We start from the raw sequence: 13,312 nt of genomic DNA, 5'->3' as shown, positions 1-13,312 counted from the left end.
CATCTGATATACGGGATAAAAAGCAAATAATGTAAGTCAGCAAATTCTTTTATATCTTGCATTCTTCACCTTCCATATCATTAGCGTGTTATTCCATATCCGTATATGCTATAATCAGCATACATATTAAGGAGGTACAAGCATGATAGAGGTATACACAGATGGGGCATCTAATGGAGACCCCGGACCTAGCGGAGCCGGTGTTTATATCAAGCAAGGACATAACCAGTACCATTATACCTTCTTTTTAGGTAATCTTTCTAACCACGAAGCTGAATTTCATGCTATAATACAAGCTTTAATTATCTGTAAAGAAAAATTCCCAAATGAAATCTTATCGTTTCGTGCCGATTCCAAAATCGTTGTTGAAACAATTGAGAAGAATTATACAAAAAACAAAGCGTTTATCCCGTTGTTACAAACAATCCTTGAGCATTCTTCTCAGTTTCCTCACTTTTTTATTAAATGGATTCCTGAAAAGCAAAATATGCATGCAGATAGATTGGCTCGACAAGCGATTCGAAACCACCATTCAAAAATTAGATAAAGCACCATATTGAAGCACACTTTTCTATACTTATAAGAACAAGAATAAAGACTGGCATCTATGACATATTGCTGATGAGCTCTCTCCTGTTGGAAAAAGCGTGCTTTTTAATTGGATATATCCGTATATTATTCACGGGTAGTGCTAAGGAGTGTTTACTTTGGACCCAGATGAAATATCCGCTTTAGTTCATAGTATAAAAATAAAAACAGAAAAGCATAAAATTATCATTGAATCTATGTCTCCTGCCTTGAAACTTATAGGCAGCGGTAGAAGTGCAGTAGTATGTAAAATGGAAGAAACAAATGAAGTGCTTAAAGTGTTTCCTACAGGTTATGAACATATCGCACGGGAAGAAGCTTCTGTTTACCAACAGCTAAAGGGATGTTCTTTGTTTCCAAAAATGTATGCATTTGGTACTAATTATCTTGTACTTGATTACATTCCTGGTGTCACTTTATATGATTGCTTAATGAACGGGATACCATTCACGAAGGAACATATTCAAGAAGCTGATCAAGCATTTGCATACGCAAAGCAACAAGGACTAAATCCCGCTGATGTTCACTTAAGAAATATTATTCTTACACCAACAGGAACGGTCAAAGTTATCGATGTTGCCAGATTTAGGCAAACGAAGCACGACCAGCAGTGGGAGGATATTAAACGTATTCTTGATTCTGTATATTTTAAAAAATATACTCCTAAAAAAATACCGCGTTTTATTTTGGAGGGCATTGCAGCATTATATAAGAGCAGGCTCACACAACGATGGCTCGATCGTTGGCACCATCGAACAAATCAAGCAGATGGCTAGAAAATGAGGAAAATTATTGAATACATTGACCTGCTTCCTATATTTTATTTCTGTAAATAGCGATGCATCATTTGAAGTATATTTTTTAATTCCGTAGCCGATAGTTGTCCTGGAGCCGAAGCCTGCATCCCCGAACCAAAAGAAGCTGCTGACCCTACCAGTTCACAACCAATCCTGCTTAAGATTCCTAAAGGTCCCATAGCTATAGTAATAAATGGTTTTTGTGCATAGGCGGCCTTCATTTTTGCTGCTACTTGTAACAGACGCAGGACATCTTCTGCATCGCGAGGCATTACTGCCAGTTTCGCAATATCTGCTCCTGCATCTTGCATCGACTTGAGGCGTGATAACATATCATCGTTTGCTGGGGTAGTTTGAAAATCATGATTCGATAATATAACTATAACATGACGTTCGCTTGCTTTTCGTACTAATTTCTCTCGAATCTTTTTTTCTGTAAAAAATTCAATATCGATTAAATCGATAAGTCCTGATTCTATCGCTTGGTTCAACAGCTGATCGTAATATTCCCGAGTTACTTCTTTCTGTCCCCCTTCTTTATACGTTCGAAAAGTAAAAAGTAAAGGAATATTTTCTATCAAGGGTTTTATTTCAGCTAACACAAGGAGAATTTCTTCCCGATTATCTCCAGCTGATAAAGCATCTGCACGCCATTCCAGCATATCAGGTTTCTCCTGTTTGGCTTTTATTATTTCTTGTTTAATTTCTTGTAATGTTGCTCCCATGATGGGAAGAATAATTTTCGGCATGCCTTTTCCTATATGTACATCTTTCACTGTGATCGTCTCCACGTTTTTTCTCTCCTTCATGTTATTTTTAATCAACATATGCTTTCCACAATGCTTATTACAAACTTTCTAGCCTAAAGCCCTCATTTCGTGTACATTGTCTATTTATTTTAAAATATCATTACGATCCTTTGCTTTTATTGATTCCTTATTATAATGGCAATAGGCAGAATTGCCAACTAGAATTTATTTTCAAGTGCAAGTCTCTATTTTTTCGCTTATAATGAATAAAACAAGATGAACAGTAGCTTTCTTTTGTCAAAATTATACAGAAGGAATTAAACCAACATGCTGATAGAGCTTTTTGCGTGTGATAGATTGCTATTCAATAGTTTAGTCGAGCTTGAACATGAAGATCTAGCCGCTAGCAAGGTTTCACTTAGCTCTGAAAAATAGCCCTTCTCCTACATACAATGCTAGCTCCATTCTCCCTTCGTCTTTAAAGCGAGAGCCCGTGGTACCCTTTACCTGTACCAAAATGTATATAATTAGAAAGAGGTTAACTAATGTGTACTGAAATTCCTTTACGTCAAAAAAGTATTGTGTTAATTGGATTTATGGGGGTTGGTAAAACATCCATCGGAAAGGCAGTAGCCGCAAAGCTGTATCGGGATTTTATCGATGCAGACCAAGTTATTGAAGAAGCTTTTGGAATGGCTACAACAGAAATTTTTCAAACATATGGTGAACAAGTATTCAGAAAAAAGGAGAAGGAAATCATTCATGAACTTTGTAAGCAAAAATTAAAAATCATCTCTTTAGGCGGAGGAGCTTTTCTCCAAGAGGAAATTAGAAGTATCTGCCTGCAAAAGTGTATTGTGTTTTATCTTGATTTGTCATGGGATTCTTGGAAGGACCGGATTAGTTTACTTATTGACAGCAGACCAGTGTTACAGGGAAAAAACTTAACTGAAATCAAACAGTTATTTCTTGAGCGCAAAGCTATTTACCAAACTCATCATTCGACTGTACAAACAGATGCACTAATGATTGAAGAAGTTGCAGAATATATTGTAGAAGCTTTAAAAACCGCCTGGGACATTTATGAGCCACAAGCTAAATAATAGGAGTTTTTTACCCTTATACGAGTAAATGGGCAGAAATAAAAATCTCAAATAATCACGGGTTATCGCGATATACGCTGATAATTCTTCCTTGTAAATACAAAGAAGGACTGTATACGATACGTCACTCACACACTCTTTCTTATCTTTGAACAAAGGCGCAGGGCGCACGTTTAGCAACGTAGCGACTGGAACGAATCAATCGAGATAAAGGAATCACGGTGAGGCACGAACCAATGATGACTTATCGTCGGGCGCTTTCGTGAAGTCGCCTAGTTGCTGGGCGCTTAAGCCAGACGTGACTATTCATACCACTAAAACTGGGGTGTGCCGACGTCTGAGCGGCAAGCCCATTTTTAGTCGGCCTTCCTCTTAACGACGAGCCGCTGTGGTCTTATCGTAAGGCGCATTTCTAATGTCGCATCGTTACTGGGCAATGGAGCTAGGCGTGGCTATTCGGTTATTTCGATATCCACAAGCGCCTCATTTTTTACTTTCTTATCTTTTGAAAAAACTAATTTATCCATATATCCAGCACCTGCTCCCGCTTAATTACTTTATCAGATTGCAAGCAAAGATGATCACGATTAACGTATTTTAAATTCCCTTTACTGGTTAAATAATCACGCCCATTATAATACTTAATTTCCACAGTGAGGTTCTGGTGAATAGCAGTTTGCAATCGAAGATCCAACTCTGCAAGCTTTTGTTCATCTAAAACAGGCATTTCTTTATCTTCTAGTCTTTTCCACATATCTTGGAGTAAATCCACATGCTCTGGCAGCATCATAGATGTCCATTTTATGGAGCCTCGATCATATACACGCATTGTTATGCACTCCCCTTTCTTTGGTTTCGACCACAGGAAAGGACGTGGCTATACTTAAACCTACGAACCTGTTTGCGATAGAAACAAAATGCTATAAATGAATCTTCCTCTATATCTATTACCCGTACGAATCGTTGTGTTACTTGATTGTTATGATCCATATAAAACAAGATCAGCTTTTGCTTATTCTCCTTCGACCACTGTAAGATGTGCTTCATAATACAGCCTCCTATAGGAACATTTGTTCCTATTATACCACAAAAACAGAACGTGTATACGTATTTTTTTAGGTAATTTTTTCATCTCACTCTTGCGCATCCGTTTCTTGCATACCTTTGGTTAACGTTGCCCAAGAAAGCGCTTCTCGCACAATGGAGTTGATTTTTTCATGAATGACTTCTTCCCCATATGTTTGTTTAGCTGCTTCAATTTGCTCCACCACATCATCAGTAAATTGGATTAGCGGCACATCAGATTCCAAATTATTGTATAGTTCAATGAAGGTATCCAGCGCTTTATCAAATTGTTTATTTTCTACCTCTGTAGCTTTCATATACATCACCCATCTTAGCTTGCCCTAAAACCAAACGAACAAACACCACTCAGCCGATATCAATTTGATACTTGCTTATCTATAAAATGAGCAAGCTACTTCTCAGTAACTTGCTTTTATTTCAATCTGAATTGCAATTTGCTGTAAAATATGTTCATTTTGCAAAAATATTGTTTCTGCTTCCTCCAAATCAACTTTTTGAAAACGAACAGAAGTATTCGGTTGCAACTGTGCAAGGGTGGATAAATCTGCTGTAATTACTTGAGCAATTTTAGGATAGCCCCCCGTTGTTTGTCTGTCTGCCATTAAAATAATTGGCAGACCATTTGTAGGAACCTGGACCGTTCCATATGTTACTGCTTCAGAAAACAACTCTATTTTTTCGGCTAACGCAAGAGAAGGACCGGTTAAACGATAGCCCATTCGGTCTGCTTGTGGAGTAATCGTATACGGTGCACTAAAAAATGCTTGCTTACTTGCTTCATCAAAACGGTCATATTCACTTCCTTTTAAAACACGAATAGAGGGGTTTTGATGAAAACGAATAAGCGGGTAAGGATTGACTGACCATGAATAGCGTTGTGAAGATGAGGCTAATTTCTGTGCCAACGCCTCTGCTATGTAGCTCCAATTACCAGAGGTAAAACCATCTCCTCGTTGCAAAATTCTCCCATAAAGCCCTCCTATTCCTGCACGAACGTAAGTGCTTTTACTTCTCATTACTTTCGGTACCTGTATACCTCCAGCGAATGCAATATACGCCCGACAACCTTTTACAGCAAATTTAAATTGTAAAACGGATCCTTTACTTATCAGAATAGGACGCCACATAGGAGCTGGTTTTTCATCAATATGGGGCATGAAATCACCTCCCGTAATAGCAATTAAATCGGTCTTCTGAAATTGTAACGTCGCTCCAGATAAAGTCATTTCGATTCCAGCTTCTTCTTCCTTATTTCCCACGAGTAAATTAGCAATGCGTAAAGCGTAAGAATCCATTGCTCCACTCACGATCACACCATATTTCTGATACCCAAATCGCCCGATATCTTGAATACTTGTATATAAACCTGGCTCAAGAACGGATACACTATTCATTCTTCCTTCCTCCTTGCTCATATTGCTGATACTCTTTGTGAGATATGGATAGAAATTGAATGGTATCACCGGCTTTTAATAAGGATGGGGGCACTTGTTCAGACAAAAACAGCTTAATTGGAGTACGACCAATAATTTGCCAACCGCCTGGTGTTTCTAAAGGGTACACACCTGTTTGCTCACCAGCAATCCCAACAGAACCTGGTGCAATGGCTAAACGAGGTGTACTTTTTCGAGGAGTGGCAATTTGTTTGCTCATCCCACCAATAAAAGGGAAACCAGGTGCAAAACCGATCATATAAACCAAATATTCTTTTTCTGTGTGAATACGGACGACATCCTCTATAGATAGTTTGTTATATTGTGCCACATAGTCTAAGTCTGGGCCGTATTCATTTCCATAGAGCACAGGAATGACAATTTTGCTTCCCGTAAACCGTTTCTGATCAGCTAATTGATGTAATAAATATTTGATATAATTACATACGATTTCAAACGGAGATACAATCGTATGAAATGATTGAGATTGGTATACCAAATAGGGATTATAATAAACCGTTACATTAAGATAGGCTGGCACACATTCTATAAATCCATGAAAGGGATTTTCTTCTAATAACGTGGAAAAATACATAACTCCCTCGTGCACCATTGGACTCGGCTCCTTTCCCAACTGTACAACAAGAGCGGAATCATTAATCGGTCTGAGCTCTGCTCCAGTTAATAAATGATTCATTTCATCACCTGCTTTGTTCCATTTTTCAAAATAATGATACAAAATATGAACTTCTACAAATTATACGATTTAAGAAATTGATACGTCAAGATACAGATGCTAACTTTAAGCACCTTAGACTTTTTCTCTACTAAATTGTGAATATTTTATCAAGTTATTCATCTTATATGAACATGCTTAGAACATGAAATGAAGTACAATTTAGGTGTTTTTTCCTCCTTGGGGTACCGCCAACATTACGCTGAAAACATACGCTAAGGAAAATTAGACATAAAGAAAGCCGATTTTCCCTACGCTAAGGAAATTTTCAGCTTTATTATAATTGATGGGATTTTTATTCTATTAGGGTATTCGTCTTGAAAATGTCCTTAACGTTTTACCACGTTTTCCTAACGATACCCCAATATGAATATTCAAGTTACAGAACGGCAGTATTTCAGTATCAAAACGGTTGATAGTGAGGACATGGAATCTTGCTTTTATGCCTGTATAACGGAAAGAATCTGATGTTCTAAATTAGAAATTGTATTAACGCTATTGCTGAGTTATTTTTCCTGTTACAAAATTACTGTTATCATGATCGAATTTTTGGATTTCAATCATTATCTTTTTACTCGGAAAATAAGAGAAAATACTTTTGGTGAAGAATATTTTTCAGAGTTATTCAAATTATCCTTTTCTGAAAAATAATACATCTCTGCCAGTAATATATTTGATGGTGGATAACAAATTTTCATCCCTTGTATCAAAACGTCGACATCTGTCGTTAATCTATATTCAATATAAGGCATAGCATCATTTTTATTGTGCTTGATCATTTCATTTAATTTTTTGTTGTGTCAGCGCAAAGCGAAAATTCTTTGAATCTACTTTCTAAAGTTGGATGTAATATTTCTTTATTTAAAACCTTATTAGTTGTCTTTCTTGCGTATTGCTCAGCGTAGTCCATATATTTATTCATTTTTTCGTAATCCTTAATCATCATTGGTATCATTGCATAGGTACGATAAAACCAGCTTTTTAAATAAATCGGCTTCTTGCAGATCATTTTTGCATAATATTTTCGGCTAAGTCTACAATCGTACTCAAAGAACAATACCTTTTCTTTTTTTGACATAATCTATGATTAAGCTGATGGTATTCACCATATTAAATTCAATATCATTGCTTTTTTTACCTTCATCTAGTATTGGATTGTTTTTCCTTAAAGCATCCACATTCATTTTTTGTTGTGATATTTATATATATTCATCTGAATAGCCAAACCTTTTTGATAAATGAAGCAGAGAATGGAACGCGCCTAATTTTCGCCAAAAATTGACTCATATTTTTTCGCTGATTATCGTCCTTGTTATTCCAATCCATTTGTACCCACAATTAAGTTATTATCAAATTCCTCTTGACGCACATTCTTTTTCAGGATGTCTTCATTTAATAGATGGACAATATCCCGATCCTTTTTCCTAATACAGTTAATCAATAAATTGATCCAATAAACATATTTCGGCAAAGGCTATTTGTCCAGATTTAGTATTATTTTTTCATAATCGTCAGTTATTTGATGCTTTTTTGATTACATCCATAATTAAATTGGATTTTTCTTTTTACTGTTTCTTTCATACTATTTATAATTATTTTATAAATTGTTACGTTTATTATAAATAAACCATTTTTTATGTCAATGTTTTTTGTGAATTCATTGAAAACAGTTAAATTTACCCATACTTTTTAAATAATATGGGATTCATCATTGTAACCCGCCTTGACCATTTCCTTAACACCTATCTAAGGGAAAAGATTTCCGTCTTTTCCGATTTGTAAAATAACAACCTTCCCAATCGGAAAATTTTATGCTAACATGACCATATATTTATACCAAATTTCCCTATCCAGTAACGAATACGCTTATTTAGGAAATGGTGTAAGAATATTGAAATGGAGTAGGAGGAAAAGAATGTTTGAGGTAGACTTAAATTGTGATATGGGAGAAAGCTTCGGACGGTATAAGCTAAGTGAACAAAAAGACATCCTCACCTATATATCTTCCGCCAACATCGCTTGCGGCTTTCATGCTGGAGACCCTACGGTAATGAGAGAAACAGTCCAACTGGCTTTAGAAAACGGGGTGAAGATCGGAGCACACCCTGGCTTGCCAGATTTAAATGGATTTGGAAGACGAGAAATGGCGATTACAGCTCAACAGGCTTATGATATGGTTGTATATCAAATTGGCGCATTACATGCTTTCTTAACTACATACAATGCACAAATGCAACACGTGAAGCCCCATGGAGCCTTATATAATATGGCTGCCAAAGACAAGGAGTTGGCAGATGCCATCGCACAAGCTGTATATGATTTTTCCACGAATCTAGTCTTATATGCATTATCTGGCAGTGAACTTGCGAACGCCGGAGAAAAAATCGGCTTAAAAACTGCCCATGAAGTATTTGCCGATCGTACTTACCAAGCAGACGGCTCCTTAACTTCCCGAAAGGAAAATAATGCATTAATCACCAACCAAGAACAAGCAGTATCCCAGGTCATTCATATGGTAACAAAGGGTAAAGTTATTTCCACACAAAAGATTGCTGTTCCACTAAAAGCTGATACGATTTGTATCCATGGAGATGGGAAGTATGCCCTTGAATTTGCTGCTTATATTACTGATACCTTGCAGAAACACAACATCCGAATTTCCCCAGTCTAAATGAGAAAGGAAAAACTACATGACTGCAAAGAAAATAGGTTCACAACTTGAGACAACAAAAATGAAAAAGAAATCTAACAGAAGCATTCTTCTTGGAGCAGCTTTTTTAATGGCGACTTCGTCAGTAGGACCAGGATTTTTAACACAAACGACTGTGTTTACACAGCAGTTAGCAGCAAGTTTTGCCTTTGTCATACTCGTCTCTTTACTATTAGACGTGGTTGCACAGTTAAATATTTGGAGGATTATTGCAGTAACCGAGCTACGAGGACAAGAAATTGCTAATAAAGTTCTCCCTGGACTTGGCATTATTTTAGCAATTCTTATTGTATTAGGGGGTCTCGCCTTTAATATAGGAAACGTTGCTGGAGCAGGCCTTGGTTTACATGCTATGCTCGGTTTAAACCCTATTTATGGAGCAATAATAAGCGCCATTTTTGCTATCCTGATTTTCACCATAAAAGAAGCGAGTAAAGCAATGGATAAAGTGGTACAAGTAGCCGGATTTATGATGATATTATTAATGCTCTATGTGGCTTTTGCAACCTCTCCGCCTGTTGGAGAAGCGCTGATAAACACAGTGCAACCGGAAAAAATAAGCTTTTATGCGATCATTACTTTAGTTGGTGGGACTGTCGGCGGCTACATCACCTTTGCAGGTGGGCATCGTTTGTTGGATGCGGGAATAAAAGGAGAAAAAAATCTATCCTACGTCTCAAAAAGTTCGATAGCTGGCATCGTTGTTACAGGTGTCATGCGCGTCGCCTTATTCTTAGCAGTTCTCGGCGTTATTTCACAAGGACGAACCATCGATCCAACCAATCCTCCAGCTTCTGTTTTTCAGCTAGCAGTCGGGGACATGGGCTATCGACTGTTTGGCGTTATTATGTGGGCAGCTGCTATTACCTCTGTGGTAGGAGCCGCCTACACATCCGTTTCGTTTATTCGTTCTTTTAGTCCATTCTTTGAAAAATATCATAATTGGATTACCATTCTATTTATCATCATTTCTACAACAACCTTTGCTTTCATTGGGGAGCCGGTGCAAATGCTTATATTAGTCGGAGCTTTGAATGCCCTTATCTTGCCCCTTGCTTTAGGCACCCTATTGATTGCTGCAAACAAGAAAAAAATCGTTGGTTCATATAAGCACCCACTATGGTTAACTGTAACAGGCAGCATCGTTGTGATTATGATGAGTTTCTTAGGCGCTATAACGATGATTGATCAAATACCATTCATTTTCCAATAACGAGGTCTTTCATCAGTTGGGGTTTTTTCATCATTATTAGTGCTGTAATGATACGCCTCTAATTGTTGCATTCAGGCCTCCTATCCCCACATGAACGTGTTGTAGAATGGAAACTCCAGTTCTTAAGATGAGGAGTCGTCGACACTCCCTATTCACCTATACAAAAAATCCACTTTAACACGGAAGCAACCTCCTCGGTGGCTTTTCCTTGGTTAAAGCGGATTTTTATCAATTTAGCACGCCCGGAGGGATTCGAACCCCCGACTCACGGTACCGGAAACCGTTGCTCTATCCCCTGAGCTACGGGCGCATATCATTTTCAAAAGAAGGCACATAGAGTATTATAACGTTTATTGCTTGATTAGACAAGTCCTTTTTTCTTTTATACGTTTATTTTCACAAGAAAGGGGAATAAATGGAAATGTATTTGTCAAAATCTCAATGTTTTTTGTTTGACCTTTTTTGACCTATTAGTTATGATAAATATATCGATATCTTGGATATACGAATAGATAGAGGAGGATGATTGTTATGAATTTAATACCAACAGTAATTGAACAAACTAACCGCGGTGAACGTGCCTATGACATCTACTCACGCTTACTTAAAGATCGAATCATTATGTTAGGAAGTGCGATTGACGATAACGTTGCAAACTCTATTGTAGCACAATTGTTGTTTTTAGAAGCAGAGGATCCAGAAAAAGATATTTCTTTATATATCAATTCACCAGGTGGATCCATCACTGCAGGCATGGCAATCTATGATACCATGCAATTTATTAAGCCAGATGTATCGACTATCTGTACAGGTATGGCAGCTTCTATGGGAGCATTTCTGTTAACTGCAGGAGCAAAAGGTAAACGTTACGCATTGCCAAATAGTGAAGTAATGATTCACCAGCCATTAGGCGGAACACAGGGGCAAGCTGCAGACATTGAAATCCATGCTCGCAGAATTATTCAGATGCGTGAAAAAATCAACCAGATTCTTGCGGAGCGCACAGGACAACCAATTGAAGTAATTGAACGTGATACAGACCGCGACAATTTTATGACAGCTGAGAAGTCCGTAGATTATGGTTTAATAGATAAAGTCTTAGAACGTAAACCCGAATAATTTCCCATAGAAAACCGCCCTTTTTTAGAAGAGGGCGGTTTTCTATGTTTCTGACACAAATTTCGTTAATCTTTCAATCGCTGTTTCCTCATCTGTTCCATCCGCAATAAGTGTAATCTCCTCCCCCTTCGTTACGGCTATACTCATTAATCCCATAATACTTTTCGCATTTACTTTTTTTCCATTTTTTTCGATAAAAACATGAGACGTAAAACGATTTGCTTCTTGAACAAATTCAGCTGCCGGTCTCGCCTGTAAACCCGCAGGCAGCTTTACCTTAATCAGTCGCTCAACCAACTATCTCATCCTCCCCGAACGCGAAAGCGCTGTCACTAATTATTTTATTTCTAATCCAATGTTCATAATGAGGTCTGGAACAAAGTGTTTAATCCGAACTATTTACACATAGTGGATGGTGTAGTAAATAACCATTTCGATTTCAGAGAACGGCTTGCGAGTCTCATCGTGCTAACATACGGAGTGAGATCTCGCCGTTACTCTTTCTGCTTTAGCCTATGCATATTTTCGAAGCTAAGAATGGGTTATTCGCATTTATCGTTAACCATTTAGGTACTCCAGCCCCTTCTGCCTAGCAAAACAACATATTTATCTAATCGAAAACAATATAACATCATTTTACATTTATTATATCATGGTATATTTTACAAGCAAAGCTTATGGTACAAACTCTCCATTTTTAATTTTTTCTGCAAAGGCATCGATTTTCTTTAGTCGGTGATTAACACCAGATTTCGATATTTTACCGCTCTCCACTAATTCTCCCAATTCTTTTAAAGATACTTCTTGATGTTTTACCCGAAGAATCGCAATTTCCCTTAATTTTTCAGGAAGTTGATCTAGACCAACTGTCCGCTCTATAAACTGGATATTCTCAATTTGTCGGAATGCCGCTCCAATTGTTTTGTTTAGATTTGCCGTTTCACAGTTAACGATTCGGTTAACTGAATTACGCATGTCTCGAACAATGCGAACATCTTCAAATTTAAACAAAGCGTTATGAGCACCAATAACACCTAAGAATTCCGTAATTTTTTCTGCTTCTTTTATATAAACAATATAACCATTTTTGCGTGCTAATTTACGGGCGCGCAATTCAAATTGGTTAAGCAGATCACACAAAGAATCGTTATGTTCTTCATAAAAATTAAAAATTTCCAGATGATAAGACGAGGTTTCTGGATTGTTAATTGATCCACCTGCAAGAAAAGCTCCTCGTAAGTAAGCTTTCTTACAGCAAGGCTTATGCACAAATGTCTCCGAAATGGTTCTCGTAAATGTCATTGGCTCCTGCAAAATATGCAGGTCTACCAATATGGTTTTTACCCCTTCATTTAAGCGAACAATATACACATTATTTTTTTTCAGCTTCATTTTTCTTCTTACTAATAATTCTACTCTTATATCGTAAATGGCTTTAATTAACATATAAATTCTTCTCGCAATAGCAGCATTTTCCGTCTGTACATCTAACGTATATTTTTGCCTGGACAAAGAGATAGCTCCATTCATCCGAACTAATGCAGCTAATTCAGCATATTTACAGCAATCCGATATTTCCATTGCTGTTAATTCTTTTTTTATTTCGGAAGCAAAGGACATACTTATCCCCTCCCTTCTACATATAAGTGGCTGTTCAAACAGCAGCTATAAAGTGAAAACCCCCATCTCAAGAACTTAGGTGCGCTATCCTCAACTCATATTTTCTATTTACTTAGGACCCCCCTCGAAGCAAAGGCTTTACGACATCTTATATGCGG

Annotated in this window: 15 protein-coding genes and 1 tRNA gene; 6 read left to right on the top strand and 10 right to left on the bottom strand. The window is 37.3% G+C overall.

Features of this window, described 5'->3' with window-relative positions; all coding sequences use genetic code 11:
• Positions 1 to 142: 142 nt before the first annotated feature.
• Positions 143 to 547: an RNase H family protein gene (locus tag D1839_RS09205; RefSeq protein ID WP_120379601.1), complete on the top strand. Its 405-nt coding sequence runs from the start codon at positions 143 to 145 to the stop codon at positions 545 to 547.
• A 160-nt stretch (positions 548 to 707) separates the two neighbouring features.
• A complete protein-coding gene (locus D1839_RS09200; protein WP_120379600.1) occupies positions 708 to 1,364 on the top strand; it encodes a protein kinase family protein in 657 nt (218 codons plus the stop codon).
• Positions 1,365 to 1,408: 44 nt separating this feature from the next.
• Here D1839_RS09200 and aroD read toward each other — a convergent pair whose 3' ends face one another.
• Positions 1,409 to 2,176 (bottom strand): type I 3-dehydroquinate dehydratase, encoded by a 768-nt coding sequence (gene aroD, locus D1839_RS09195; protein WP_158589633.1) that lies wholly within the window; start codon positions 2,174 to 2,176, stop codon positions 1,409 to 1,411.
• 503 nt (positions 2,177 to 2,679) lie between these two features.
• On the opposite strand from aroD, the gene D1839_RS09190 reads away from it, so the two are divergent.
• On the top strand, positions 2,680 to 3,237 hold the full coding sequence (locus D1839_RS09190; protein ID WP_120379598.1) for a shikimate kinase: 558 nt from the start codon (positions 2,680 to 2,682) through the stop codon (positions 3,235 to 3,237).
• Positions 3,238 to 3,751: 514 nt separating this feature from the next.
• Here the strand turns inward: D1839_RS09190 and D1839_RS09185 are convergent.
• The 6 genes from D1839_RS09185 to D1839_RS09160 form a co-directional block, all read right to left on the bottom strand.
• Positions 3,752 to 4,066 carry a YolD-like family protein gene (locus D1839_RS09185; RefSeq protein ID WP_120379597.1) on the bottom strand — a complete coding sequence of 105 codons (315 nt, stop codon included), beginning with the start codon at positions 4,064 to 4,066 and terminating at the stop codon, positions 3,752 to 3,754.
• Positions 4,067 to 4,068: 2 nt separating this feature from the next.
• Positions 4,069 to 4,284 (bottom strand): hypothetical protein, encoded by a 216-nt coding sequence (locus D1839_RS09180; protein WP_120379596.1) that lies wholly within the window; start codon positions 4,282 to 4,284, stop codon positions 4,069 to 4,071.
• Between the two features lie 86 nt (positions 4,285 to 4,370).
• Positions 4,371 to 4,619, bottom strand: a complete 249-nt coding sequence (locus D1839_RS09175; RefSeq protein ID WP_120379595.1) for an atypical membrane-integrating protein (Mistic protein) — start codon at positions 4,617 to 4,619, stop codon at positions 4,371 to 4,373.
• Positions 4,620 to 4,721: 102 nt separating this feature from the next.
• Positions 4,722 to 5,717 carry a biotin-dependent carboxyltransferase family protein gene (locus D1839_RS09170; protein ID WP_120379594.1) on the bottom strand — a complete coding sequence of 332 codons (996 nt, stop codon included), beginning with the start codon at positions 5,715 to 5,717 and terminating at the stop codon, positions 4,722 to 4,724.
• Entirely contained in the window at positions 5,710 to 6,453 is a 744-nt protein-coding gene (pxpB, locus tag D1839_RS09165) for a 5-oxoprolinase subunit PxpB (RefSeq protein WP_120379632.1), read from the bottom strand. The genes D1839_RS09170 and pxpB overlap by 8 nt, the downstream gene beginning before the upstream one ends.
• Before the next feature lie 823 nt (positions 6,454 to 7,276).
• Positions 7,277 to 7,414, bottom strand: a complete 138-nt coding sequence (locus tag D1839_RS09160; RefSeq protein WP_158589632.1) for a hypothetical protein — start codon at positions 7,412 to 7,414, stop codon at positions 7,277 to 7,279.
• Between the two features lie 993 nt (positions 7,415 to 8,407).
• On the opposite strand from D1839_RS09160, the gene D1839_RS09155 reads away from it, so the two are divergent.
• Positions 8,408 to 9,163, top strand: a complete 756-nt coding sequence (locus D1839_RS09155; RefSeq protein ID WP_120379592.1) for a LamB/YcsF family protein — start codon at positions 8,408 to 8,410, stop codon at positions 9,161 to 9,163.
• 19 nt (positions 9,164 to 9,182) lie between these two features.
• The gene (locus D1839_RS09150) at positions 9,183 to 10,415 is read left to right on the top strand and encodes an NRAMP family divalent metal transporter (RefSeq protein WP_120379591.1); all 1,233 of its coding nucleotides are present in this window, start codon (positions 9,183 to 9,185) and stop codon (positions 10,413 to 10,415) included.
• Positions 10,416 to 10,652: 237 nt separating this feature from the next.
• On the opposite strand, the gene D1839_RS09145 is transcribed toward D1839_RS09150, so the two are convergent.
• Positions 10,653 to 10,725, bottom strand: a tRNA-Arg gene (locus D1839_RS09145).
• A gap of 221 nt (positions 10,726 to 10,946) precedes the next feature.
• On the opposite strand from D1839_RS09145, the gene clpP reads away from it, so the two are divergent.
• Positions 10,947 to 11,534, top strand: a complete 588-nt coding sequence (gene clpP, locus D1839_RS09140) for an ATP-dependent Clp endopeptidase proteolytic subunit ClpP (protein ID WP_050352353.1) — start codon at positions 10,947 to 10,949, stop codon at positions 11,532 to 11,534.
• A 42-nt stretch (positions 11,535 to 11,576) separates the two neighbouring features.
• Here the strand turns inward: clpP and D1839_RS09135 are convergent, their stop codons facing one another.
• Together D1839_RS09135 and whiA are read right to left on the bottom strand one after the other, a co-directional pair.
• The gene (locus D1839_RS09135; protein ID WP_050352352.1) at positions 11,577 to 11,831 is read right to left on the bottom strand and encodes an HPr family phosphocarrier protein; all 255 of its coding nucleotides are present in this window, start codon (positions 11,829 to 11,831) and stop codon (positions 11,577 to 11,579) included.
• A 378-nt stretch (positions 11,832 to 12,209) separates the two neighbouring features.
• Positions 12,210 to 13,154, bottom strand: a complete 945-nt coding sequence (gene whiA, locus D1839_RS09130) for a DNA-binding protein WhiA (RefSeq protein WP_120379590.1) — start codon at positions 13,152 to 13,154, stop codon at positions 12,210 to 12,212.
• Positions 13,155 to 13,312 lie beyond the last annotated feature (158 nt).

It is taken from the genome of Roseburia sp. 1XD42-34, from assembly GCF_009917385.1.
Classification (GTDB): Bacteria; Bacillota; Bacilli; order Bacillales; family Amphibacillaceae; genus Virgibacillus.
Note: the sequence above shows the minus strand (reverse complement) of the source record. Positions and strands in the feature narration are given on the sequence as shown.

Excerpts from the sequence above, each read along its gene's own strand:
- D1839_RS09205 (WP_120379601.1), top strand. The coding sequence starts at position 143 with ATGATAGAGGTATACACAGATGGGGCATCTAATGGAGACCCCGGACCT.
- D1839_RS09190 (WP_120379598.1), top strand. The coding sequence starts at position 2,680 with ATGTGTACTGAAATTCCTTTACGTCAAAAAAGTATTGTGTTAATTGGA.
- D1839_RS09185 (WP_120379597.1), bottom strand. The coding sequence starts at position 4,066 with ATGCGTGTATATGATCGAGGCTCCATAAAATGGACATCTATGATGCTG.
- D1839_RS09180 (WP_120379596.1), bottom strand. The coding sequence starts at position 4,284 with ATGAAGCACATCTTACAGTGGTCGAAGGAGAATAAGCAAAAGCTGATC.
- D1839_RS09175 (WP_120379595.1), bottom strand. The coding sequence starts at position 4,619 with ATGAAAGCTACAGAGGTAGAAAATAAACAATTTGATAAAGCGCTGGAT.
- D1839_RS09170 (WP_120379594.1), bottom strand. The coding sequence starts at position 5,717 with ATGAATAGTGTATCCGTTCTTGAGCCAGGTTTATATACAAGTATTCAA.
- pxpB (WP_120379632.1), bottom strand. The coding sequence starts at position 6,453 with ATGAATCATTTATTAACTGGAGCAGAGCTCAGACCGATTAATGATTCC.
- D1839_RS09160 (WP_158589632.1), bottom strand. The coding sequence starts at position 7,414 with ATGAATAAATATATGGACTACGCTGAGCAATACGCAAGAAAGACAACT.
- D1839_RS09155 (WP_120379592.1), top strand. The coding sequence starts at position 8,408 with ATGTTTGAGGTAGACTTAAATTGTGATATGGGAGAAAGCTTCGGACGG.
- D1839_RS09150 (WP_120379591.1), top strand. The coding sequence starts at position 9,183 with ATGACTGCAAAGAAAATAGGTTCACAACTTGAGACAACAAAAATGAAA.
- clpP (WP_050352353.1), top strand. The coding sequence starts at position 10,947 with ATGAATTTAATACCAACAGTAATTGAACAAACTAACCGCGGTGAACGT.
- whiA (WP_120379590.1), bottom strand. The coding sequence starts at position 13,154 with ATGTCCTTTGCTTCCGAAATAAAAAAAGAATTAACAGCAATGGAAATA.